Here is a 22,742-nt window from a genome sequence, read left to right as displayed (position 1 = left end):
TGACCCTACCCGGGTACGGGCGTCCTCATCAGCGGCGCCGTTCCCTCTCGGCGCGGACCCGGCGCAGCCGGTTCACGGTGACCGGGTCGTGGGCGAGGGCCCGCGGGTCGTCGAGGAGGGCGTTGAGCACCTGGTAGTAGCGGGTGGCGGAGAGGCCGAGCCGCTCGCGCACGGCCCGTTCCTTGGCACCGGGGCCCGGCCAGGAGCGGCGTTCCATGGCGAGGACGGCCCGCTCCCGCTCGCCGAGCTCGGCGGGCTCGCCGGGCCCGCCGGGCTCCCGAAGCTCCCCGGACTCCCCGAGTTCACTGGTCATACAGACCAACTTATGCGGCCCGGGTCATTCCGCGCTCTCCGCCGCCGTCGCCTGCCGCGCGATCCGGCCGAGGACGTCCGCGGGGCTGCCGCCCGGGGCGACGGCCTTGCCGATGTCCTTCTTGACGCTGCCGCTGACCTGGGCCCACGAGGTCTTGCCGACCGGCGGGAGCTGGGAGTCGGGCAGCGCCTCCAGGAACGCGCGCAGGTCGGCGTGGGCGGGGTCGGACTGCATGGCGGCGGAGGCGGTGACGGTGGCGGGCAGCAGGTCGTTGTCGCCCGCGAACTTCAGCACGTTCTCGTCGCTGAAGACGAAGTCGAGGAAGGCCCCGATCTCCTTGCGGTGGCCGTTCTGCTTGAAGCCCATGATCCAGTCGGCCACGCCCATGGTGGCCCTGGAGCCACCGTCGGAGCCGGGCAGGGCGATCTTGCCGACCTTGACGCCCTTCTTGGCGGCCTCCTGCATCAGGGAGGGGTGACCGTTGAGCATGCCGACCTCGCCGCGCGTGAAGGCGGCGAAGGCCGCCTTGCGGTCGAGCTTCGCGGGTGCGACGGGCCCGGTGAGGCCCTTGGCGACGAGGTTGTCGCGCAGCCAGGTGAGGGTGCGGATGTTCGCGTCGGAGTCGATCTTGTAGTGGCCCATGGCGTCGAGGTAGCCGCCGCCCCCGCTGAGCAGCCACATCATCGTCTCGGCCTGGGCCTCCTCGGGGCCGAGCGGCAGGGCGAAGGGGTAGGGGACGTCCTTCTTCTTCAGCTTCTCGGCGGCCTCGGCGAGCTCGTCCCAGGTGGTCGGCGGCGCGTCGACGCCGGCCCGGTCGAAGAGCTCCTGGTTGAAGAAGAGCAGCCGGGTGGAGGCGACGAACGGCATGCCGTACTGGGTCTGCTCGTACTCGCCGGCCTCGACAAGCGGGGCGAGGAAGTTCGCCTGGACGGGGATGGAGAGCAACTGGTCGGCGGCGTAGAGCTGGTCGGCGGCCGCGTAGTCGGCGTAGGCGCCGATCTGGGCGAGGTCGGGGGCCTGGCCGGCCTCGACGAGCTCGGCGACCTTGCGGTCGACGTCGTTCCAGGACTCGATCCGGACCTGGACCTTCACCCCGGGGTTCTTGGCCTCGAAGGCGGCGACGAGGCCGTCCCAGTACTTCTTGGTGGAGTCGCCGCCGGTCAGGTCGTAGTCGGCGGCCACCAGCGTGAGGGTGACGTCCCCGCCGTCACCGCCGAGCGTGCCGCAGCCGGAGAGGGCGGCGGTCAGACCGAGTGTCGTGGCCGCCGCGGCCAGTCCAAGAAATCGTCGCCGCTGCACAGCCGTGAACCACCCTTTTGCTCGTCGTCGAGATGTCGGAAGTCGTCAGTTTCTCCCGAAGGGCGACATGAGGTCTACACCACTTGCATATCGCTTCTGCAACGCATCGCACGAGGTCGCCGACCGTGCACGGCCCCGCCCGCCACCGACCCGGGCCGGGTCCCGCCATTTGTATCCGACCGCAACAATCCGTCACAGTGGACTAGACCTTTCCGGGGTGCACGCGGGACACTGTCCCCGTGAGACACGTCATCGCCCTCGATGTGGGCGGCACCGGCATGAAGGCCGCCCTCGTCGGGGCGGACGGCACCCTGCTCCACGAGGCCCGCCGCGCCACCGGCCGCGAGCGCGGACCCGAGGCCGTCGTCGAGACGATCCTCGGTTTCGCCGAGGACCTGCGCGCCCTCGGCCGGGAGCGGTACGGAGCGCCCGCCGCGGCCGCCGGAGTCGCCGTCCCCGGAATCGTCGACGCCACCAACGGCATCGCCGTCTACGCCGCCAACCTCGGCTGGCGCGACGTCCCCCTGCGCGCCCTGCTCAGCGAACGCCTCGGCGGCATCCCCGTCGCCCTCGGCCACGACGTGCGCACCGGCGGCCTCGCCGAGGGCCGGATCGGCGCCGGAAACGGAGCCGACCGCTTCCTCTTCGTCCCCCTCGGCACCGGCATCGCGGGCGCCATCGGCATCGGCGACGCCATCGAGGCCGGCGCCCACGGCTACGCCGGCGAGATCGGCCACATCGTCGTCCGCCCCGGCGGCACCGCGTGCGGCTGCGGCCAGCGCGGCTGCCTGGAGCGCTACGCCTCCGCCTCCGCCGTCTCCCTCGCCTGGGCCGCGGCCTCCGGCGACCCCGAGGCCGACGCCGCCGACTGCGCCAAGGCCGTCGAGTCCGGTGACCCCGCCGCCGTACGGGTCTGGCGGGACGCCGTCGACGCCCTCGCCGACGGCCTGGTCACCGCGCTCACCCTGCTGGACCCCCGCACGCTCATCATCGGTGGCGGTCTCGCCGAGGCCGGGGAAACCTTGTTCACACCCCTTCGGGCCGCCGTGGAGGAGCGCGTCACCTTCCAGAAGCTGCCCGCCATCGTCCCGGCGGCCCTCGGGGACACCGCCGGATGCCTGGGCGCGGGCCTCCTCGCCTGGGACCTGCTCGCCGACTCCACCGACAGCTCCCTCGACCGCCCCACCGACTCGGAGGTATCCGCCTGATGGCCGTTTCCACAGTTCTCGCCGGGGCCCGCGTGGTGCTGCCGACCGGGATCGTCGAGAACGGACGAGTGATCGTCGAGAACGGCCGTATCGCGGGAGCCGCCCACGAGGACGCCCCCACCCTCGACCTCACCGGCCACTGGCTGGTGCCCGGCTTCGTCGACATGCACAACCACGGCGGCGGCGGCGCCTCCTTCACCTCCGGCACCGTGGACGAGATCCTCACCGGCGTCCACACCCACCGGCTGCACGGCACCACCACCGTCGTCGCCTCCTTCGTCACCGGCGACACCGACTTCCTCGGCCGCCGCGCCGGCCTCCTCTCCGAGCTGGCCGAACAGGGCGACATCGCCGGCATCCACTTCGAGGGCCCCTTCATCTCCCCCTGCCGCAAGGGCGCCCACGAGGAGACCCTGCTGCGCGACCCCGACCCGGCCGAGGTCCGCAAGCTGATCGACGCCGCCCGCGGCCAGGCCCGCATGGTCACCCTCGCCACCGAACTGCCCGGCGGCATCGACTCCGTACGGCTGCTCGCCGAACACGGCGTGATCGCCGCGATCGGGCACACGGACGCCACGTACGAGCAGACCGTCGAGGCCATCGACGCGGGCGCCACCGTCGCCACCCACCTCTTCAACGCGATGCCCGGCCTCGGCCACCGCGCCCCCGGCCCGATCGCCGCCCTCCTGGAGGACGAGCGGATCACCGTCGAGCTCATCAACGACGGCACCCACCTGCACCCGGCCGCCCTGGAGCTGGCCTTCCACCACGCCGGCCCCGAACGGGTCGCCTTCATCACCGACGCCATGGACGCGGCCGGCTTCGGCGACGGCACCTACTCCCTGGGCTCGCTCGCCGTCGAGGTGAAGGACGGCGTGGCCCGGCTCGTCGAGGGCGGCTCCATCGCCGGCTCGACCCTGACCCTCGACCGGGCCTTCCAGCGCGCCGTGACCGTCGACCGGCTCCCCGTCGAGTCCGTCGTCCGGGCCATCTCCGCCAATCCGGCGAAGCTGCTCGGCGTGTACGACCGGGTGGGCTCCCTGGAGCCGGGCAAGGACGCCGACCTCGTCGTCCTCGACGCGGACTTCGAGCTCAAGGGCGTGATGCGCAAGGGCGCCTGGGTGGTCGATCCCCAAGTGGGCTGATTTCACCGCATGGTGACGCGGCCTCCGTCGCACGGCCGCCCGCGGCGATCGGTCCGGGGTCTGGGCCGATCGCCGTCTCTTTGGCATGATCAGGGCGCTGAAGACGGTGACACGAGACGACAGGGGCGGGTACGGATGATCCTCACGGTCACCCTCAACACGGCTCTGGACCTGACCTACCAGGTCGCCGCTCTCACCCCGCACGCCTCGCACCGGGTCGACCGGGTCGTCGAACGCCCCGGCGGCAAGGGCCTCAACGTCGCCCGCGTGCTCGGCGCCCTCGGCCACGAGACCGTCGTCACGGGCTTCGCGGGCGGCACGACCGGCGAGACCGTCCGCACCCTGCTCGCCGCCGGCACCGCCGGTCAGCCGGTCCACGACGCGCTCGTGCCGACCTCGGGCGCCACCCGCCGCACCGTCGCCGTCGTCGACACCACCAGCGGCGACACCACCCAGCTCAACGAACCCGGCCCCGCCATCACCCCCGACGAGTGGGCCGCCTTCACCGGCCGCTTCACCGAACTCCTCGACGGGGCACGGGCGGTGGCCCTCTGCGGCAGCCTGCCGCCGGGCATCCACGTCGGCGCCTACGCCGAACTCGTCCGGCTCGCCCGGGCCGCCCGCGTCCCGGTCCTCCTCGACACCAGCGGCGAACCCCTGCGCCGGGGCATCGCCGCCCGCCCCGACGTCATCAAGCCGAACGCGGAGGAGCTGGCCCAGCTCACCGGCTCCCGCGAGCCGCACCGCGCCGCCCGCGACGCCCGGCGCCGAGGCGCCCACGCCGTGGTCGCCTCCCTCGGCCCCGACGGCCTCCTCGCCGCCACCCCGGACGGCCTCTGGCAGGCGGCCCCGCCCGCACCCGTGCGCGGCAACCCGACCGGCGCGGGCGACTCGGCCGTCGCGGCCCTCCTCGCCGGCCTGGTCGACGGCACCGACTGGCCCGACCGCCTCGCCCACGCCGTCGCCCTCTCGGCGGCGACGGTCCTCTCCCCGGTGGCCGGCGAGTTCGACGAGGCCGCCTACCGGGAGCTGCTCCCGCGCGTCACCGTCCAGGCCCCGGCCACGGCGGCGTAGAAACGCGGAACGGGGCCCCGAAGGGCCCCGCTCACCGGCCGTCGGCCTCGCTCAGCCGCCGCTCAGCCGCGGATCTGCGTCTTGCTGATCTTCAGCCAGTCGAAGACCGCATCGCACTGGTTGCCCGTCTCGCACGACAGCTTGATCGTGTTCTGCCCCTGCTTGAGGGTCACCGGCGCCCAGGTGGTCTGCCAGTTCTTCTCCAGGTTCGGGTCCGAGGAGCCGATGAAGTTCTTCAGACCTATCGGGTTGCTGTTCGCCGTGTCGTTGACGGTCAGCGTCGCGTTCGCGTCCTTCGCGGGGATCGCGTACCGCACGTACAGGTAGTAGCTGCCGGCCTCGGGCACCTCGGCCTGCCAGGTCACCGACGAGCCGATCGCGTTGAAGCCGGTCACGTACGCGCCGTCGGCGCCCTCCGCGCCCTTGATGTCCTTGGCCAGCGCCGCCGAGCCGCCCAGCTTCAGCGTCGCCGCGTCCTGCTGCGGCAGCTCGGCCGGGGGCTGCGTGGAGGAGCTGGGGTCGACGGACGGGGACTCCGAGACCTGGGTGGGTGCGCCCGTCGGCTTCCCTCCGCCCGCGTTGTCGGAGTCGTCGCCGTTGTTGGTGATCACGGCGGCGGTGATGCCGACCACGACGACCGCGACGACCGCCACGGCGCCGATGAGCAGCCCCTTGGTGTTGGGGCCGCGTCCGCCGCCGCCGCCGCGCGGGCCGGGCTGCGGCGGGCCGGGGCGGTGCTGGCCGCCGCCGGGGTATGTCTCGGGCGCCGCGTACTGCGGGTGCGGCTGGCCGTAGGGAGCCTGCTGCGGCACCTGCGCCTGGCCGTGACCGCCGTACTGGCGCTCACCGACCGTGCGGACCTGGTTGTACGAGGTGCGGGGGACGCCCGGCTGCGCCGCCGGACCCGGGTAGCCGTAGCCGCCGCCCTGGGGCGCCCTGGCCCCCGCCGCCTGCCCGTCCGCGTACAGGTAGCCGAACGGATCGTCGTCCTCGGGCGTCTTCGCGCCGTCGTTACCGGCAGCCATCCGGGTCACTCCTTTTCCCTGCTCGCCAGCCGTCGCCGACCGGGCGAGCCTACCTCGTACGGCCCTGTCAAGGTTTCGGCGCTGTGTGGACGACCGGTGAACGAACCGGCGGGCCGGGGCCTAGCCGGCCCTGCGGTGGACCTTCGAGCGGGACCGCTTCTCGATGTACATCCGCTGGTCGGCGCTGTTCAGGACCTCTTCGACGGTCATCCCGCACTCGGCCCAGCCGATGCCGAAACTCGCCCCGACCCGCACGGCCCGGCCGTCCACCCGGATCGGCGGAATGATCGCGTTCCGCAGCCGGACGGCGAGGTCGGCGGCGTCGGCGGCGCCCAGGCCGTCGGCGAGGACGACGAACTCGTCGCCGCCGAGGCGCGCGACCGTGTCCCCGTCCCGTACGCCCGTGGTCAGCCGGCGGGCGACCTCGATGAGGACGGCGTCGCCGGTGTGGTGCCCGAAGCGGTCGTTGATCGACTTGAAGCCGTCGAGGTCGCAGAAGAGGACGGCGAGCCCCTTGGTGCCGTCGTCGGTCTCGCCGCCGGTGGGGGCGACGGTGTGGACGTGGTGGTCGTACGGCCCGGCGCCGGCGACCGGCGAGAAGCCGAAGCCGTGCTCGTGCTCGTAGTCGTACTCGTACGGCGGCTCGAAGGCGTCGGCGGGGACGGGCGCCGTGCCCGCGGCGGGCGGTTCGGCGGCGAAGGGGCGCTCGCAGATGCGGGCGGAGAGCCGGGAGCGGAGTTCGGCGCTGTTGGGGAGGCCGGTGAGCGCGTCGTGCGAGGCGCGGTGGGCGAGCTGCAGCTCGTGGCGCTTGCGCTCCTCGATGTCCTCGACGTGGGTGAGGAGGAAGCGGGGGCCGTCGGCGGTGTCGGCGACGACCGAATTGCGCAGGGAGACCCAGACGTAGGTGCCGTCACGGCGGCCGAGGCGCAGCTCGGCGCGGCCGCCCTCGGCGGAGGTGCGCAGCAGGGTGCCTATGTCCTCGGGGTGGACGAGGTCGGCGAAGGAGTAGCGCCGCATCACGGAGGCGGGCCGGCCGAGCAGCCGGCACAGGGCGTCGTTGGTGCGCAGCAGCCGGCCGTGCTGGTCGCCGCCCATCTCGGCGATGGCCATGCCGGACGGCGCGTACTCGAACGCCTGCCGGAAGGACTCCTCGCTGGCGCGCAGGGCCTGCTGCTCGCGCTCCAGGCGGACCAGGGCGCGCTGCATGTTGGAGCGGAGGCGGGCGTTGCTGATCGCGATGGCGGCCTGGGACGCGTACATCTGGAGGGCCTCGCGGCCCCAGGGTCCGGGGTGGCGTCCGTTGCGCGGGCGGTCGACGGAGATCACGCCGAGGAGCTCGCGGCCGGAGCCCGGCGGGCCGCCGGGGCGGGCGGAGCGCACGCCGGGGGCGTACATCGGCGCGTAGAGCCGGTCGTGGGGGTGCCACTCGTCCTCGAAGCGGGGGGCGGGGCCCTCGGTGTGCCACTGGGGCACGTCGTCCTCGATGAGCACCCAGCCCTCGGTGTGCGGGATGAACACCAGGTCGCCCCAGCGCTCGCCCATGGCGAGGCGGCGGTCCCAGGAGGCGCGGGAGCCGACCCGGCCGGTGATCAGGGCCTCGGCGGCGGGGCTGCCGGCGAAGGCGGCGACGACCAGGTCTCCGTCGGGGCGCACGAGGTTGACGCAGGCCAGCTCATAGTTGAGGCCCGCGACGATGCCGTCCGCGACGGCCTGCAGGGTGTCCGCCAGGCTGCGGGCGGTGTTGAGGTCCGCCACGACCTGATGTAGCTGCCGCAGGGTCGCAAGACGGACGTATGGCTCCGACTCGGTCTCCATCGCTCGCTCTCCCCGAGACCTCTACCGCTGACTCCAGGGTTCTCATCGGCTTCATCGGCTTCGTGGTGCACTGTCCCCGCCACTGAATCACAGCGAGCTGTGCACCCGGTACACAGGGTCAACAATTACTGCGGTCTGTGACTCAAGTCACAAAGCATGGCGGGGGTTTGCGAACGCCTCGTGAACGGGCGCGGAACGGGACGGGGGCCGGGGTCCTAGGACCGGCGGGGGAAGCCGGCCTGGTCCCGGGGCCCGATGTGACGGGGCGCGGGTCCGGACTAGCGTGCGGGTGTGCTGCAGAAGACGCCCGCCCTCGGGGCCACCGCCGGGACCACCGCCCTCGATCCGGCCATCCCTCATGCTGAGGGAGTGAGCAACGACGAGTTCAAGGCCGCGATGGCCCGGTTGGCGGCGGGCGTGGTCCTGGTCACGGCCCACGACCCGGAGGACGGCCCGCACGGCGAGGACGTCGGCATGACGGCCACCGCCTTCCTGTCCGTCTCCCTCGACCCCCCGCTGGTCCTGGTCAGCCTGCGCAACGACTCGCGCATGGACGACCTGCTCGCGGAGGTGCCGGTGTGGGCGGTCTCGGTGCTCTCCGAGAGCCAGCGCCACGTTGCCGGGCGCTTCGCGATGAAGGGCCGGGTCAGCGACCGCCTGCTCTTCGCCGACCTCCCCTACAGGCGCGGCCCGCACAGCGGCGCCCCGCTGGTGGGCGGCGCGCTGGCCACCCTCGAATGCCGTACGGAGAACCGTGTCGTCGCCGGCGACCACACGCTCGTCATCGGCCGTGTGCTCGCCACGGACCTGCCCTCGGCGGAGGGCGGCCCGCTCACCTACTTCCGCGGGAAGTACCGCACGCTGGGCTGAGACCCGCGGGAGAGCGGCCGGAGGCCCGGCGGAGGGGTTCTCAGCCCCAGTCGCGGCCCTGGCGGCCGCGCTTGGTCTCCGCGCGCTGCTTCTTCTCCCGCAGCCGCCGCTCGTTGATGCCGCGCGGGATCCGCGTCGGGCGGCGCGGCTTCGGGGGCGGCGCCGTCGCCTCGGCGAGGAGCGCGGCGAGGCGCACGGCGGCGGTCTCGCGGTTGCGCCACTGGGAGCGGTGCTCCGAGGCGCGGACGGTGACCACCCCGTTCACCAGGCGGCCGGCGAGCCGGTCCAGGGCCCGCGCCTTCCAGACCTCCGGCAGGGCCTCGGTCGCCGCCAGGTCGAAGCGGAGCTCCACCTGCGAGTCGCTGGTGTTGACGTGCTGGCCGCCCGGCCCGGACGACCGCGAGAAACGCCACATGAGCTCGGCCTCGGGCAGCGAGACGGAGCCGCGGATCGGATAGGGACCGGACATGCCCTCCATGTTCCCCGCGAAGGCTTGCGCACGTCATCCTGTTTTCGCGAGGGAACCACCACACCCCCTCACGCGTTATTGGGTGCGAAGACACCGCGATGAAAGGGACATCCCATGGCTGTAAGCCTCTCCAAGGGCGGCAACGTCTCCCTGACCAAGGAGGCCCCGGGCCTCACCGCCGTCACCGTGGGCCTCGGCTGGGACGTCCGTACGACCACCGGCACCGACTTCGACCTCGACGCGTCCGCCATCGGCGTCGACGCCGCCGGCAAGGTCGTCTCCGACGGCCACTTCGTCTTCTTCAACAACAAGTCGACGCCGGACCAGACCATCGTCCACACCGGTGACAACCGCACCGGCGAGGGCGGCGGCGACGACGAGCAGATCAACGTCAACCTGGCGGGCCTCCCGGCCGGCGTCGACAAGATCGTCTTCCCGGTCTCCATCTACGACGCGGTGAACCGCGGCCAGAACTTCGGCCAGGTCCGCAACGCCTACATCCGCATCGTCAACCAGGCCGGCGGCGCCGAGATCGCCCGCTACGACCTGTCGGAGGACGCCGCCGTCGAGACCGCCATGGTCTTCGGCGAGCTGTACCGCAACGGCGCCGAGTGGAAGTTCCGCGCCGTCGGCCAGGGCTACGCCTCCGGCCTCGAGGGCATCGCCCGCGACTTCGGCGTCAACCTCTGACCCGTACCCGTACCCGTACCCGTACGGATCCAGGGCCCCGGCGCACCGCGCCGGGGCCCTGTCGTTCAGCCGGCCCGTCAGTCGGTCGGATTCTCGGGCTTCTCGTCCCCGTACAGCCACACGTCCCACAGCTTCCCCAGGTCCCGGCCGGCCACCGACTCCACGTACCGCGTGAAGTCCTCGGTGCTCGCGGTGCCGTGCCGGTGCTCGGCCGGCCAGCCCGCGAGGATCTCGAAGAAGGCGTCGTCGCCGAGCTCCTGCCGGATCCGGTGCAGCACCATCGCGCCCCGCCGGTACACGGGCGTGGCGAACAGGTCCTCCGCGCGCGGCGGTTCGGCGGGCGGGAAGGCCCAGGCCGCCTCGTTCGCGAAGGCCCGCTCGAAGTTCTTCTGCGCCGGGGTGTCCTCGAAGTCCTCCGCGTAGAGCCACTCCGCGTACGTCGCGAAGCTCTCGTTCAGCCAGATGTCCTTCCAGGTCGCGGGGGACACGGAGTCGCCGTACCACTGGTGGGCCAGCTCGTGGACGAGGGTGGAGGTGTCGAAGGAGGACGCGGAGAAGACCGGCCGGGTCTGGGTCTCCAGGGCGTAGCCGAGGTCGTCGTCGCGTTCGACGATCGCGCCGGTCGCGGCGAAGGGATAGGGGCCGAAGTTCTCGGTCGCCCACTCCAGGATCTCCGGGAGGCGGGCGCGCAGCGCGGCGGTCTCCGCGGCGACGACCGGGTCGACGGCGGTGAGGACGGGCACCGTGCCGAGGGCGGTGGCGGTCGTGGTGTCGAAGCGGCCGATCGCGAGGGTGGCGAGATAGCTCGCCATCGGCTCGGCCGCGTGCCAGACGGAGGTGGTGCGGCCGTCGGCCGTCTTCCGCTCCGAGGTGAGCACGCCGTTGGAGACGGCCTTGAGGCCGGCCGGGACGGTGACGGTGATGTCGTACGCGGCCTTGTCGGAGGGGTGGTGGTTGCCGGGGAACCAGGCCGCGGAGCCGGCCGGCTGGCCGACCGCGAGGGCACCGTCGGCCGTCCTCAGCCAGCCCTCCTCGGAACCGTCGGAGTCGGTGACGGTCTCGGGCACGCCGTCGTACGTGACGGTGGCGCGGAACTCGGCCCCGTCGTCGATGTCCTCGCGCGGCCGCAGGGTCAGCTCGTTCCCGGCCCGGTTGACCGCGGCGGGCGCCCCGTCGACGGTGGCGCCGCGGACGGTGAGCCCGGTGAGGTCCAGGTTGAAGGCGCTGAGGTCCTGGGTCGCCTTCGCGGTGATCTCGGCGCGCCCGTCGAGGCGGCCGGTGGCCGGGTCGTAGGACAGCGTGAGCGCGTAACGGCTCACGTCGTAGCCGCCGTTGCCGAGCCGGGGATAGAGCGGATCGCGCACGCCCGCGGCGCCCGGGGTGCCCCGCACCCCGCCGCCCGCACCCGAGCCGGTGCAACCGGCGGCGAGCAGGGCGACGGTGAGGGCCACGGCTCCGGCCCGGACTCGGCTGCGTCTGTTCACGAACCGATCCTAAACAGACGTACGAATACGGACCCGGCGGAACGTCAGTCGCCGAGGGACGCCACGCCCGCCTGGGCGAACTTCTCGTCGAGGTCGCCGGAGGGCGCGCCCGCCACGCCGATGCCGGCGATCGGGCCGCCGTTCGCGGTCACCGGGGCGCCGCCCGCGAGGAAGAGGGTGCCGGGGATGTCCTTCAGGTTCGGGGCCTGGGCGAGACGGCCGGCGAGGACGGAGGTGGGGGCGTTCCAGGAGACGGCGGTGTACGCCTTCCTCACGGCCGACTCGTAGGACTGCGGGCCCGCGCCGTCGCCGCGCAGGGTGACGATCGTGGTGCCGTTGCGGTCGACGACCGCGACGGAGACCCGCTGGTTCTCCTTCTCGGCGGCCTTCAGGGCGGCCTGCGCGGCCTCGGTGGCGGCCTCGATCGTCAGGTGGGTGGTCTGGCGCAGGTGGTCGCCGTCCGCGTCGGCCTTCTTGGCGGCGGCCGCGGCCGGGGCGGCCTGGGCGGCCTGCGGGGCGGTGGCGTTCGCGGAGACGGCGCCGAAGGTGCCGGCGGCGAGGACGACGGCGGCGGTGGTGCCGAGGAGGAACTTCTTCTTCATGGCGGGCTCCAGGGGTGTCGAGGCGGCGTCGGTGGTGTCCCGTTCGCTCTGCCATCGATCCTCCGCCCGGATCCGGGGCCGTCCGGTCCACGTTCCGGCTGTCCTCGACGAGCGGGACGGTGGACGGAGGGGTCGGCCGATCGGTTGATGCCGACGTGGTCACCCTGGGCCAGGATGGATGCGTATACCCAGGTCGGTACCCCGTCGTACAGCCAGGTCGTATACCCAGGTCGCAAGCGCTGTGGATGAGGTGGACGATGGACCGGGACCCGGACGCCCGCTGGCTGGCGCGGGTCATGCACGTCGCCTTCTTCCTGCTGCTCGGCGCCTCCCTCGTCCGCTTCCTGCTGCGCCATCCCTGGGAGGACCGCAGCCCCTGGATCGTGGCGCTGTCCGGCGCCCTCGCCTCCCTGTACCTCCTCGGGCCGGTCCTCGGCACCCGCGCCACGCCCCGCCGGATCGCGTGGCTGTGCACGGTCGTCGCCGTCTGGATGGTCCTGGTGGTGCTCGCGCCGAGCTTCGCCTGGTGCGCGGTGCCGCTCTTCTACACGGGGCTGCGCACCCTCCCGCCGCGTGCCGCGCTCGGCCTGGTCACCCTGCTCACGCTGTTCGTCGTCACCGCCCAGGTGCAGTTGTCGCACGGCGGCTTCGACCCGAACCTGGTGATCGCCCCGCCGGCCGTCGCCGCGATCGCGACCGCCGTCTTCGTGCACGCGGAGCGGCAGGCCGCCCGGCAGCGGGCGCTCATCGAGGACCTCATCCGCACCCGCCGCGAGCTGGCCGCGACCGAGCGCCGCGAGGGCACGCTGGCGGAGCGGCAGCGGCTGTCGATGGAGATCCACGACACGCTCGCGCAGGGCCTGTCCAGCCAGCAGATGCTGCTCCAGGCCGCCGACCGCACCTGGGACAGCGACCCGGCGACCGCCCGCCGGCACGTCCGTACGGCCGAGTCGATCGCCGAACGGAACCTCGCCGAGGCCCGCCGCTTCGTCCACGACCTGGCCCCCGCCGACCTCGCCGGGGGCGGCGGCCTGGAGGAGGCGCTGCGCGGTCTGGCCACGCGCGAGTCGGCCGCCTTCCGGGTCGACGGGACGGCGGTGCCGCTGCCGGACCGGGTGCAGTCGGCGCTGCTGCGGATCGCGCAGGGCGCCCTCGCCAACATCCGGGAGCACGCGGCGGCCGGCTCGGCGGCGATCACCCTGACCTATCTGGACGACCAGGTGGTCCTCGACGTCGCCGACGACGGGCGCGGCTTCGACCCGGCGGCGGTGCGCGACGCCGAAGGCGTCCGCGGGCACGGGCTGCCCGCGATGCGGGTGCGGGCCCGGCAGCTCGGCGGCACGCTGACGATCGAGTCCACCCCGGGCGAGGGCACCGTGCTCTCCGCCGCGATCCCCCTGGAGGTACGACAGTGAGCGCGGCCGTACGGATCCTGCTCTGCGACGACCACGCCGTGGTCCGCGCCGGGCTGCTCGCCCTGCTCGGCAGCGCGCCCGACATCGAGGTGGTCGGCGAGGCGGGCAGCGGCGAGGAGGCGGTCGCGATGGCCTCCCACCTGCGGCCGGACGTCGTCCTGATGGACCTCCAGCTCGGCCCGGGCATCGACGGCGTGGAGGCCACCCGCCGGATCGCCCCGACCGGGGTGCACGTCCTGGTCCTCACCACGTACGACACGGACGCGGACATCACGCGGGCGATCGAGGCGGGCGCCACCGGCTATCTGCTGAAGGCCGAGCGGCCCGAGGAGCTGTTCGCCGCGATCCACTCCGCCGCCCAGGGCCGTACGACGCTGTCGCCGCCCGTCGCCAGCCGGGTCATGGACCGGATGCGGGGCGCGGCGGGCCCCTCGCTCACCGACCGGGAGCGCGACATCCTGGGCCAGCTCGCCCACGGCCTCGGCAACCGCGAGATCGCCCGCGCGCTGTTCATCAGCGAGGCGACGGTCAAGACCCACCTCGGCCGGATCTACGCGAAGCTCGGCGTCGACACCCGCGCGGGCGCGGTGGCGGTGGCGAAGGAGCAGCGCCTGCTGCCGTAGCGGCGCCCGGTGCGGCAGCGGCGCCCGGTGCTCCCGCCGAGGGCGGGGCTCGGTGCTCCCGCCGGGGGCGGGGCCCGGCGGCGACGCCCCCGGCGGATCGACCGGCCCGTCCTCCCCTTCCGACCCGACCCGCGCTGCTACTCTGCGTTGCCATCCCGGCGCACGCCGTCATGTCCTCGTGGGAGCGCATGTGAAGATCACCATCGTCGGCGGCGGCCCCGGCGGCCTGTACTTCTCGATCCTGATGAAGCGCCGGGACCCGTCCCACGAGATCACCGTGTACGAGCGGAACGCCGCCGGCGCCACGTACGGCTGGGGCGTCACCTACTGGGCGGGGCTCCTCGACAAGCTGCGCGCGGGTGATCCCGAATCCGCCGAGGCGATCGCCGCCGCGTCGGTGACCTGGACCGACGGCGTGGCGATCATCCGCGACCGGCGGACCGTGCACCGCGGCGACCCGGGCTTCGGCATCGGGCGGCGCCGGATGCTGGCCCTGCTCGCCGACCGGGCGAGGGAGCTCGGCGTACGGGTCGAGTTCGAGCACCCGATCGGCGGCCCCGGCGCGCCCGAGCTCGCCGGCTCGGACCTCGTCGTCGCCGCCGACGGGGTGAACAGCCTGCTGCGCGAGGCCCACCCGGACCGCTTCGGCACACGGGTCGTCGGCGGCCGCAACCCCTACGTCTGGCTCGGCACGACGAAGGTCTTCGACTCCTTCAGCTTCGCCTTCGAGGAGACCGAGCACGGCTGGATCTGGTGCTACGCGTACGGCTTCAGCGGCGAGCAGTCGACCTGCGTGGTCGAGTGCGCGCCGGAGACCTGGGCGGGCCTCGGGTTCGACCGGACGAGCGAGGCGGACAGCCTGCGCCTGCTGGAGAAGCTGTTCGCCGACCTCCTCGACGGCGAGCCGCTGATCGGCCGCGAGCAGCACGGCGACGGCGCCCCCGCCCAGTGGCTCACCTTCCGCACCCTGACCAACCGCACCTGGCACCACGGCAACCTGGTGCTGCTCGGCGACGCCGCCCACACCACGCACTACTCGATCGGCGCCGGGACCACCCTGGCCCTGGAGGACGCCCTCGCCCTCGCCGCCGCCCTGCGCGACCCGTCGACGCCGCTGGACGCGGCCCTCACCGCGTACGGCCGCGGGCGCCGCGCGGAGCTCGTGTCGGCGCAGAGCGCGGCCCGCTACAGCGCCCGGTGGTACGAGAACCTGCCCCGCTACATGCGCCTGGAGCCGGCCCAGATGTTCGCCCTGCTCGGCCAGCGGCACTCCCCGCTGCTGCCGTACGTCCCGCCCCAGCTCTACTACCGGGTCGACCGCGCCGCCGGCCGGCTGGAGGCCCTGCGCCGCCTCAAGCGCTGGCTGGGCCCCCGACTGGCCCGCGCGGCCCACCGGGCATGAGGGGCAGGCGGGCACGGGCGGCGCGGGGGCCCCACCGGGCATGACACCATCAGGGCGTGCTCGACATCGGCTACTCCCTCTCCCGCCGCTTCCCCGACCCGCCGCAGACCGACTACCGCCACGCGGACGTCCACGCGCTGCGGCACGACCTGTTCTGCGGTGACGTGTACCTCGCGGACCCCGAGAAGGACCAGGAGCTGTCCACAGCCTGGGGATGGGTGCCGGTGCTCGACTTCGCCTGGGCGCTGTGCGACATCGTCGAGCAGCTCGACCGCGACCCGCGCGGCAGCCGCGCCTCCCAGCCCCAGTACGCGGAGCTCGACTTCACCGAGTCCTCCGACCGCATGCTGTTCGAGCGCCGCTTCGGCTGGGTGGACGTCGAGGCCGACTGGATGCCGGGCGACGAGCCGCCGCTCACCTTCAACCACGCCGAACTGCGCCGCGAGGCCCGGGACTTCCTGCACGACCTGATCGCCGACCTCACGGACATGCACGAGGGCCTCGCGGACAACCCGGTGGTGTGGGACCTCCAGGCCCGCTTCCCCCGGCTGCCGTAACGACGCTCCCCCGCCGGACCGTACGGCCGCTCAGTCCTCCACCCGCACCCCCAACTGCGCCGCGAACACCGGCGCCAGGTCGAGCAACTGCGGCGTGGAGATCACCGCCCCCGCGAGGGCGTCCACCCCGCGGGCGATCTCCAGCCGCTGGACGGTCCGCAGGTCGACGTCCTTCAGCCGCGCCCCGCCGAAGTCCGCCCCGACCAGCACGCAGTCCCGGAACTCCACCCTCTCCAGGGCCGCGCCCCCGAAGTCCGGCTCGTCGAGCACACACCCCTCGAAGACGACGTCCTTGAGCCGCGCCGCCCGCAGATTCACATAGTCGATCTTCCCGCCCCGGAACCACACTCTCTCCAGCACGGCCCCGTGCAACTGCGCCCCGCCGAGCCGCGCCTCCCTCACCTCCACGTCCCGCACCTGCGCCCCGGCCAGGTCCGTGCCCACGCCCCGTACCCCGTCGAGGACCGAGTCGAGGAAGCGGGCGGACGTCAGCCGCGTCCCGTCGAGCCCGCAGTCACGCACCGCGCAGTCCAGGAACCGGGCCCCCGCCCCGTCCTGCCCGGCCAGATCCAGGCCGGCGAACTCCCGGCCGTCGTAGTCGCCGTCCGGCTCCAGACCGCCCCCGTACGGCTCCAGCGGCGGCAGCCGCACCTCGGGCCGACGCGCCTCACGCACCGGGCGCACCCGGCCCGCTCCGTCCGCCCGGCCCGCTGCGTCCGCCCGGTCCGTCTTCGCCACGGTCCTCTTCCTCATACCCGCCATCGTGACGCACGCCACTGACAACGCCCCCGCGCCGATGTCACGAACGGGCCCCCGCCCCTCGTCCCCTTGGCGAACCCGACATGCGACACGAGGAGCCAGAGATGCGGAAGATCACGATCGTCGGCGGCGGCTTCGCGGGGCTCACCGCGGCCGTCACCGCGGCCGAGGCGGGCGCCGAGGTGACCCTGCACGAGGCCCACCACACCCTCGGCGGCCGGGCCCGCACGGCCACCGGCCCGTACCGCACCAATGAGGGACCGCACGCGCTCTACAACGGCGGCCCGCACTGGACCTGGCTGAAGCAGCGCGGCCTGCTCGGCCCGCTCGCCCCGCTCCCGCCCCTGGAGGCCGCCAAGCTCCGCTTCCACCACCGCGGCACCCTGCGCCGCCTGCCCCCGCTCGGTTTCCTCCGCCAGGCCCTCCGCACCGCCGACCGGGCCCCCGTCGACCTCGACTTCCACACCTGGGCCACCCGGCTCGCCGGCCCGGACGCGGCCCGCGCGGCCGCCGCGTACAGCGGGGTCGCGCTCTACCACCACGACCCGGGCGCGCTCTCGGCCCGCTTCGTACAGGAACGGCTGCACCGGGCCGCGGTGGTCCCGCCGGAGGCGCACTTCATCCAGGGCGGCTGGGGGCGGCTGATCGACCGGATGGCGGCGCGCGCCCGCGAGCTCGGCGTCCGGATCGAGACCTCGTCGCGGGTCGACGCCCTCGACGCGCTGCCGCTCGCCGACGGCCCGGTGATCGTCGCGACCGCCCTGCCGGCCGCCGCCCGGCTCCTCGGCGACCCGTCGCTGACCTGGGAGTCCGGCCGTACGGTGCTGTTCGACCTGGCGCTGCGGACCCGGAAGGGCGACCCGTTCGCGATCTCGGACCTGGACGCGCCCGGCTGGGTGGAACGGTTCACCACCCAGGACCCGGGCCTGGCCCCGGCCGGCGAGGAACTGATCCAGGCCCAGTTGCCGATCGGGCCGGCCCAGTCCAAGGCGGACGGCGTCGCCCACGCGGAGCGGCTGCTCGACCTGGGCTTCCGGGACTGGCGGGAGCGCACGGTGTGGCGGCGCGAGGCCGTCTCCCAGGGCCGTACGGGAGCGGTGGACCGCCCCGGCACCACCTGGCGCGACCGGCCGGCCATCGACCAGGGCGGCGGGATCTATCTGGTCGGCGACCAGGTCGCGGCGCCGGGCGTGCTGGCCGAGGTGTCGTTCACGAGCGCGGTGGAGGCGGTGTCCCTGGCCCTGCGGAAGGAGGCACTTGACCTCAAGTCCGCTTGAGGTCGAAAGCTGGACCCCACCACCGAGCGACACCACGGTCTCGACCCCGCGCACCGCGCGAACGAACAGGGGAGCCCCGCATGCACGCCATCCGCCTCCACGCCTTCGGCCCCGCCGAGAACCTCACGTACGAGGAGACCGCCGACCCGGTCCCCGGCCCCGGCCAGGTCCGTATCAAGGTCGCGGCGGCCGGCGTGCACCTCCTCGACACCGTGCTCCGCGAGGGCGGGACCGGCCCCTTCCCCGCCCCGGCCGCGCTGCCGACCGTCCCCGGCCGCGAGGTCGCCGGCACGGTGGACGCGCTCGGCGAGGGCACCGACCCGGCCTGGCTGGGCCGGCGCGTCGTCGCCCACCTCGGCATGGCACCCGGCGGCTACGCCGAACTCGCCGTCACCGACGCCGCCCGGCTGCACGCCCTGCCCGACCACCTGGGCGAGGCGGAGGCCGTCGCCATGATCGGCACCGGCCGCACCACCTTCGGCATCCTGCAATTCACCGGGCTCGGCCCCGAGTCGGTCGCGATCGTCCCGGCCGCGGCGGGCGGCATCGGCACCCTCCTCGTCCAGTACGCGAAGAACGCCGGCGCGACGGTGATCGGCCTGGCGGGCGGCCCGGAGAAGGTGGCCCGGGTGGCGGAGAACGGCGCGGACCTCGCGGTCGACTACAAGGAACCGTCCTGGCCCGAGCGGGTCCGCGCGTACCTCGGGGACCGCCGCGCGACGATCGTCTTCGACTCGGTGGGCGGCGTCACGGCCCGCGCCGCCGTCGACCTCCTCGGCAAGGGCGGACAGCACCTCGTCTTCGGCTGGTCCAGCGGCGCGGAACTCACCCTCACCGAGGAGGAGCTGACCGCCCGTGGGATCACCTCGGAGTCCGTCCTCGGCCCCGTGATGCTCCAGAAGGCCGGCGGCGACATCCGCACCCTCGAACTCGCCGCCCTCACCGCCGCCGCCGACGGCTCCCTCCGCCCCGCGGTCCAGCGCTTCCCCCTCTCGGAGGCGGCCGCGGCCCACCGCGCCCTGGAGACCAGGGGCACGATGGGCAAGGTGGTCCTGATCCCCTGAGGACCGCCCGAGTCCCCGGCCCCGGCTCGTGACGGCCCGAGGACCCGTCAGACCCCCAGCACGTCCCAGGAGTGCCCCTTGAACTCCTTCAGGAAGTCGGGGTGGTCCTCCCACATCCGGGCGACGGAGCGCAGCACGTCCCAGTTGTGCTCCAGCGCCTGGTCCACCACCTGCCGCAGCTCCGGCGCCGACTCCCGCTTCTCCACGAGCCCGTTCACGGCCGAAGCCGCCTGCACGGTGTACCGCAGCGCCCGCAGCGCCCGGGACGTGTCGTCCATCCCGAAGCCGTGGTCACTGCCGTTCTCGGGGTCGAAGAGCGGCGTGAGCCGCGCCTCGATGAAAGCGGTGATCCGCTCGAACCGCTGCTGAATGTCCATGTCCATGCCCCCCTTCCTACCGCCTCGCCCACCGTCCCGACGAACCGGCCGGCCCCTCCGCTCCCCCGGTGCCGAACCGGCCGGTGAGCCCTACGCCCCCGCCCCCAGCTCCTTCAGCGCGTCGTCCGTCAGCCGGTAGACCGTCCACTCGTCCTGAGGGCGGGCGCCGAGGGACTCGTAGAAGGCGATCGACGGGGCGTTCCAGTTCAGGACCGACCACTCCAGGCGCTCGTAACCGCGCTCCACGCAGATCCGCGCCAGCTCCGTCAGGAGGGCCTTGCCGTGGCCGCCGCCACGGAGGTCGGGGCGGACGTAGAGGTCCTCCAGATAGATACCGTGGACCCCGCGCCAGGTCGAGAAGTTGAGGAACCACAGGGCGAAGCCGGCGACCTCGCCGTCGGCGGTCTCGGCGATGTGCGCGTAGGCGGCGGGGCGGTCGCCGAAGAGCGCCTCGTGAAGCTGCTCGGGCGTGGCGCGGGCCTCGTCGAGGGCCTTCTCGTAGTCGGCGAGATCACGGATCATCCGGTGGATCACGGGGATGTCGGCAGGCGTGGCGGTACGGATCATGGGGCCAGCCTGCACCGGATCAGCCCCGCCTGGCCAGCAGGTTCCGCGCGATGCCCACCTGGTCCGGGTCGAGCGCCGGCTCGCCGTCCTCGACGTCCCACAGACCGTTCTGCAGCACCCGCCCCAGCGTCCAGGCCAGGGCCCGCCCGCGGTCGAGGCCCAGGTGCTCGGTGAGCAGGTCGAAGCGCCACAGGGTCTCCGCCGGATCCGGGCCGCCGCCGTCCTCGTCCCACAGGTCCGTGAGCGCCGGCAGCAGCTCGAAGCCCGGATCGCCGGCCAGCGGCTTCGGGTCGATGGCCAGCCACGGCTCGCGCTCGGCGGCCAGAATGTTGTCGTAGTGCAGGTCCCAGTGCAGCAACCGGTCCCCCGGCTCGCCCACGACCTCCCGTACCGCCGCCGCGCAGTCCCGCAGCAGCGCCGCGTCCTCCGCGCCGAGCCGGGCCGCGGCCGCCGGGACCGCCGCCAGCATGTCCGCCGCGATGTCGCCGAGCCGCCGCAGCCCGGGCGGCGCCGGGACCGCCACCAGCCGGCCCAGCAGACCGGCCAGGATCCGTACCGCCTCCCGGGAGTCCCCACGCTCCCCGGACTCCCCCAGCGTCGACAGGTGCCGCGTCTCGTCCGCCCGCTCCAGCAGCATCGTCCCCGTCCCCGGGTCGTGCTCCAGGAGCCGTACCGCCCCCGCGCCGCCCCAGATCCGCAGCGCGACCGGCTCCCCCTCCGTCTCCTCGTCCAGGAGCTGGAACTTGAGCGCGGCGGGAACGCCGTCCCGCGTCACCGGCAGCACCAGCGAGGCCACCCCGTACAGGGACGGGCCGCTCAGCCGCAGCCCCCACCGCTCCAGGAACTCCTCCGCCCGCGCGGGCAGCGCCGCGATGAACGCCCGCCCCGCCTCGCCGTTGTACCGCGCCTGCGACGCGGCCAGTTCCTCGGGTACGTGAATGCGAGCGTGGGTCACCCTCCGACCCTAGACACCCGCGTGCCGCGGCGCCTTCGAAAAACGTGCGCGACGAAACGCGTGACGGAAAACGTGCGCGACGGAAACGTGGGCGACGGAAAACGTGCGTGACGCCCGCGAGGCGGAGCCGGCGACGCGGCACAGGCGCCCGGGACCGGGGCGGCCCCGCACCACGGAATCCGCAGCCCCGGACCCGGGCGCGCCCCGGCCCCCCGCCCGTCGCCGGACGACCCGTATCCACAGGCCGGAGGCCCCGGTAACCTCCCGCGCACGGACCCGGAAGAGGGATGGACATGAGCACGAGCGGCACGGTCAACGGCGGCATTTCGTTCTGGTACGCCCAGGAGGGCGCCGCACCGCCCCGCGAACCGCTGCCCGGCGACCGCACCGCCGACGTCTGCATCGTCGGCGGCGGCTACACCGGCCTGTGGACCGCCTACTACCTCAAGAAGGCCGCCCCCTTCCTCGACATCACCGTCCTCGAGGCCGCCTTCTGCGGCTACGGCGCCTCCGGCCGCAACGGCGGCTGGCTCTACAACGGCATCGCCGGCCGCGACCGCTACGCCCGCCTCCACGGCCACGAGGCCGCCGTACGCCTCCAGCACGCCATGAACGACACCGTCACCGAGGTCGTCGACGTCTGCGCCGCCGAGGGCATAGACGCCGACATCCACCGCGGCGGCGTCCTGGAGATCGCCCACTCCCCCGCCCAACTCGCCCGCCTCAAGGACTTCCACGCCGCCGAACTCGCCTTCGGCGAGAAGGACCGCGAACTGTACGGCGCCCGCGAGACCGCCGAACGCATCCGCGTCACCGGCGCCGTCGGCTCCACCTGGACCCCGCACGGCGCCCGCCTCCACCCGGTCAAGCTCGTCAAGGGCCTCGCCGACGCCGTCGAGACGCTCGGCGTCACCCTCCACGAGTCCACCCCGGTCACCGAGATCCGCCCCAAGCACGCCGTCACCCCCTACGGCACGGTCCGCGCGCCCTACGTGCTGCGCTGCACCGAGGGCTTCACCGCCTCCCTCGCCGGCCAGCGCCGCACCTGGCTCCCGATGAACTCCTCCATGATCGCCACCGAGCCGCTCACCGACGCCCAGTGGGACTCCATCGGCTGGGAGGGCCTGGAGACCCTCGGCGACATGGCCCACGCCTACATGTACGCCCAGCGCACCGCCGACGGCCGCATCGCGCTGGGCGGCCGGGGCGTCCCGTACCGCTTCGGCTCGAAGACCGACAACGACGGCCGCACCCAGCCGCAGACCGTCGCCGCCCTCCGCGACATCCTCGTCCGCTTCTTCCCGCAGCTCGCGGGCGTCGGCATCGCCCACGCCTGGTCCGGCGTCCTCGGCGTGCCCCGCGACTGGTGCGCCACCGTCACCCTCGACCGCTCCACCGGCCTCGGCTGGGCGGGCGGTTACGTCGGCTCCGGCGTCGCCACCACCAACCTCGCCGCCCGCACCCTGCGCGACCTCATCCAGCAGGACTCGGGCCAGTCCGGCCCCACGGACCTGACCACCCTGCCCTGGGTCGACCACCGGGTCCGCAAGTGGGAGCCGGAACCGCTGCGCTGGCTCGGCGTCCAGACCATGTACGCCGCCTTCCGCGGCGCCGACCGGCGCGAGTCCGCGGCCCGCACGACCGCCACCGACCGCGTCGCGCTCCTCGCCAACCGCCTCAGCGGCCGCTGACCACGGGAGGGGGCGCCCACCGCGCCCCCGCGCCCCCTCCCCCTTCGGCCCGGAAGCCCCC

The 22,742-nt window shown here is 73.8% G+C and carries 23 protein-coding genes; 12 read left to right on the top strand and 11 right to left on the bottom strand.

Features of this window, described 5'->3' with window-relative positions; translation table 11 throughout:
* Positions 1–28 precede the first annotated feature (28 nt).
* On the bottom strand, positions 29–313 hold the full coding sequence (locus tag ABZ135_RS27410; RefSeq protein WP_356699128.1) for a DUF3263 domain-containing protein: 285 nt from the start codon (positions 311–313) through the stop codon (positions 29–31).
* A 24-nt stretch (positions 314–337) separates the two neighbouring features.
* Entirely contained in the window at positions 338–1,612 is a 1,275-nt protein-coding gene (locus ABZ135_RS27405; protein WP_356699126.1) for an extracellular solute-binding protein, read from the bottom strand.
* A 239-nt stretch (positions 1,613–1,851) separates the two neighbouring features.
* Between ABZ135_RS27405 and ABZ135_RS27400 the strand changes: the two genes are divergently transcribed.
* From ABZ135_RS27400 to ABZ135_RS27390, 3 genes are all read left to right on the top strand, one after another.
* Positions 1,852–2,820 carry an ROK family protein gene (locus tag ABZ135_RS27400; RefSeq protein ID WP_356699124.1) on the top strand — a complete coding sequence of 323 codons (969 nt, stop codon included), beginning with the start codon at positions 1,852–1,854 and terminating at the stop codon, positions 2,818–2,820.
* Positions 2,820–3,965, top strand: coding sequence for an N-acetylglucosamine-6-phosphate deacetylase (gene nagA / locus ABZ135_RS27395; protein ID WP_356699123.1), 1,146 nt, complete (start codon positions 2,820–2,822; stop codon positions 3,963–3,965). Before ABZ135_RS27400 ends, nagA begins: the two co-directional genes overlap by 1 nt.
* A 135-nt stretch (positions 3,966–4,100) precedes the next feature.
* Positions 4,101–5,039, top strand: coding sequence for a 1-phosphofructokinase family hexose kinase (locus ABZ135_RS27390; RefSeq protein ID WP_356699121.1), 939 nt, complete (start codon positions 4,101–4,103; stop codon positions 5,037–5,039).
* Between the two features lie 62 nt (positions 5,040–5,101).
* Here the strand turns inward: ABZ135_RS27390 and ABZ135_RS27385 are convergent, their stop codons facing one another.
* Entirely contained in the window at positions 5,102–6,064 is a 963-nt protein-coding gene (locus ABZ135_RS27385; protein WP_356699120.1) for a CBM35 domain-containing protein, read from the bottom strand.
* 120 nt (positions 6,065–6,184) lie between these two features.
* Positions 6,185–7,879, bottom strand: coding sequence for a diguanylate cyclase CdgB (gene cdgB / locus ABZ135_RS27380; protein WP_356699118.1), 1,695 nt, complete (start codon positions 7,877–7,879; stop codon positions 6,185–6,187).
* Positions 7,880–8,170: 291 nt separating this feature from the next.
* Between cdgB and ABZ135_RS27375 the strand changes: the two genes are divergently transcribed.
* The gene (locus ABZ135_RS27375; protein WP_356699116.1) at positions 8,171–8,749 is read left to right on the top strand and encodes a flavin reductase family protein; all 579 of its coding nucleotides are present in this window, start codon (positions 8,171–8,173) and stop codon (positions 8,747–8,749) included.
* Between the two features lie 40 nt (positions 8,750–8,789).
* Here the strand turns inward: ABZ135_RS27375 and arfB are convergent, their stop codons facing one another.
* Positions 8,790–9,227, bottom strand: coding sequence for an alternative ribosome rescue aminoacyl-tRNA hydrolase ArfB (gene arfB, locus ABZ135_RS27370; RefSeq protein WP_356699114.1), 438 nt, complete (start codon positions 9,225–9,227; stop codon positions 8,790–8,792).
* A 105-nt stretch (positions 9,228–9,332) separates the two neighbouring features.
* On the opposite strand from arfB, the gene ABZ135_RS27365 reads away from it, so the two are divergent.
* Entirely contained in the window at positions 9,333–9,908 is a 576-nt protein-coding gene (locus tag ABZ135_RS27365; protein ID WP_352075127.1) for a TerD family protein, read from the top strand.
* Between the two features lie 77 nt (positions 9,909–9,985).
* On the opposite strand, the gene ABZ135_RS27360 is transcribed toward ABZ135_RS27365, so the two are convergent.
* Positions 9,986–11,392: a M1 family metallopeptidase gene (locus ABZ135_RS27360; RefSeq protein ID WP_356699112.1), complete on the bottom strand. Its 1,407-nt coding sequence runs from the start codon at positions 11,390–11,392 to the stop codon at positions 9,986–9,988.
* Positions 11,393–11,436: 44 nt separating this feature from the next.
* Complete coding sequence (locus tag ABZ135_RS27355; RefSeq protein ID WP_356699110.1) at positions 11,437–11,994, bottom strand: heme-binding protein; 558 nt, start codon at positions 11,992–11,994, stop codon at positions 11,437–11,439.
* 257 nt (positions 11,995–12,251) lie between these two features.
* Here ABZ135_RS27355 and ABZ135_RS27350 point away from each other — a divergent pair, with 257 nt between their 5' ends.
* From ABZ135_RS27350 to ABZ135_RS27335, 4 genes are all read left to right on the top strand, one after another.
* Entirely contained in the window at positions 12,252–13,409 is a 1,158-nt protein-coding gene (locus ABZ135_RS27350; protein ID WP_356699108.1) for a sensor histidine kinase, read from the top strand.
* Positions 13,406–14,032 (top strand): response regulator transcription factor, encoded by a 627-nt coding sequence (locus ABZ135_RS27345; RefSeq protein ID WP_356699106.1) that lies wholly within the window; start codon positions 13,406–13,408, stop codon positions 14,030–14,032. The genes ABZ135_RS27350 and ABZ135_RS27345 overlap by 4 nt, the downstream gene beginning before the upstream one ends.
* Positions 14,033–14,222: 190 nt before the next feature.
* A complete protein-coding gene (locus ABZ135_RS27340; protein WP_356699105.1) occupies positions 14,223–15,434 on the top strand; it encodes an FAD-dependent monooxygenase in 1,212 nt (403 codons plus the stop codon).
* 56 nt (positions 15,435–15,490) lie between these two features.
* A complete protein-coding gene (locus ABZ135_RS27335) occupies positions 15,491–15,991 on the top strand; it encodes a hypothetical protein (protein ID WP_356699103.1) in 501 nt (166 codons plus the stop codon).
* Positions 15,992–16,021: 30 nt separating this feature from the next.
* Here ABZ135_RS27335 and ABZ135_RS27330 read toward each other — a convergent pair whose 3' ends face one another.
* Complete coding sequence (locus ABZ135_RS27330) at positions 16,022–16,666, bottom strand: pentapeptide repeat-containing protein (protein WP_356699193.1); 645 nt, start codon at positions 16,664–16,666, stop codon at positions 16,022–16,024.
* A 188-nt stretch (positions 16,667–16,854) separates the two neighbouring features.
* Between ABZ135_RS27330 and ABZ135_RS27325 the strand changes: the two genes are divergently transcribed.
* On the top strand, positions 16,855–18,027 hold the full coding sequence (locus ABZ135_RS27325) for an FAD-dependent oxidoreductase (RefSeq protein WP_356699101.1): 1,173 nt from the start codon (positions 16,855–16,857) through the stop codon (positions 18,025–18,027).
* 80 nt (positions 18,028–18,107) lie between these two features.
* Entirely contained in the window at positions 18,108–19,091 is a 984-nt protein-coding gene (locus ABZ135_RS27320) for a zinc-binding dehydrogenase (protein WP_356699099.1), read from the top strand.
* A 47-nt stretch (positions 19,092–19,138) separates the two neighbouring features.
* Here ABZ135_RS27320 and ABZ135_RS27315 read toward each other — a convergent pair whose 3' ends face one another.
* From ABZ135_RS27315 to ABZ135_RS27305, 3 genes are all read right to left on the bottom strand, one after another.
* Positions 19,139–19,474, bottom strand: a complete 336-nt coding sequence (locus ABZ135_RS27315; RefSeq protein WP_345486614.1) for a hypothetical protein — start codon at positions 19,472–19,474, stop codon at positions 19,139–19,141.
* A gap of 84 nt (positions 19,475–19,558) precedes the next feature.
* Positions 19,559–20,035 (bottom strand): GNAT family N-acetyltransferase, encoded by a 477-nt coding sequence (locus ABZ135_RS27310; protein ID WP_356699097.1) that lies wholly within the window; start codon positions 20,033–20,035, stop codon positions 19,559–19,561.
* 19 nt (positions 20,036–20,054) lie between these two features.
* The gene (locus tag ABZ135_RS27305) at positions 20,055–20,990 is read right to left on the bottom strand and encodes an aminoglycoside phosphotransferase family protein (RefSeq protein WP_356699096.1); all 936 of its coding nucleotides are present in this window, start codon (positions 20,988–20,990) and stop codon (positions 20,055–20,057) included.
* 293 nt (positions 20,991–21,283) lie between these two features.
* Between ABZ135_RS27305 and ABZ135_RS27300 the strand changes: the two genes are divergently transcribed.
* A complete protein-coding gene (locus tag ABZ135_RS27300; RefSeq protein WP_356699094.1) occupies positions 21,284–22,681 on the top strand; it encodes an FAD-dependent oxidoreductase in 1,398 nt (465 codons plus the stop codon).
* Positions 22,682–22,742: the final 61 nt, after the last annotated feature.

This window comes from Streptomyces sp. NPDC006339, from assembly GCF_040612775.1.
Taxonomy (GTDB): Bacteria; Actinomycetota; Actinomycetes; order Streptomycetales; family Streptomycetaceae; genus Streptomyces.
This window is presented reverse-complemented; position numbering and strand designations above follow the sequence as displayed.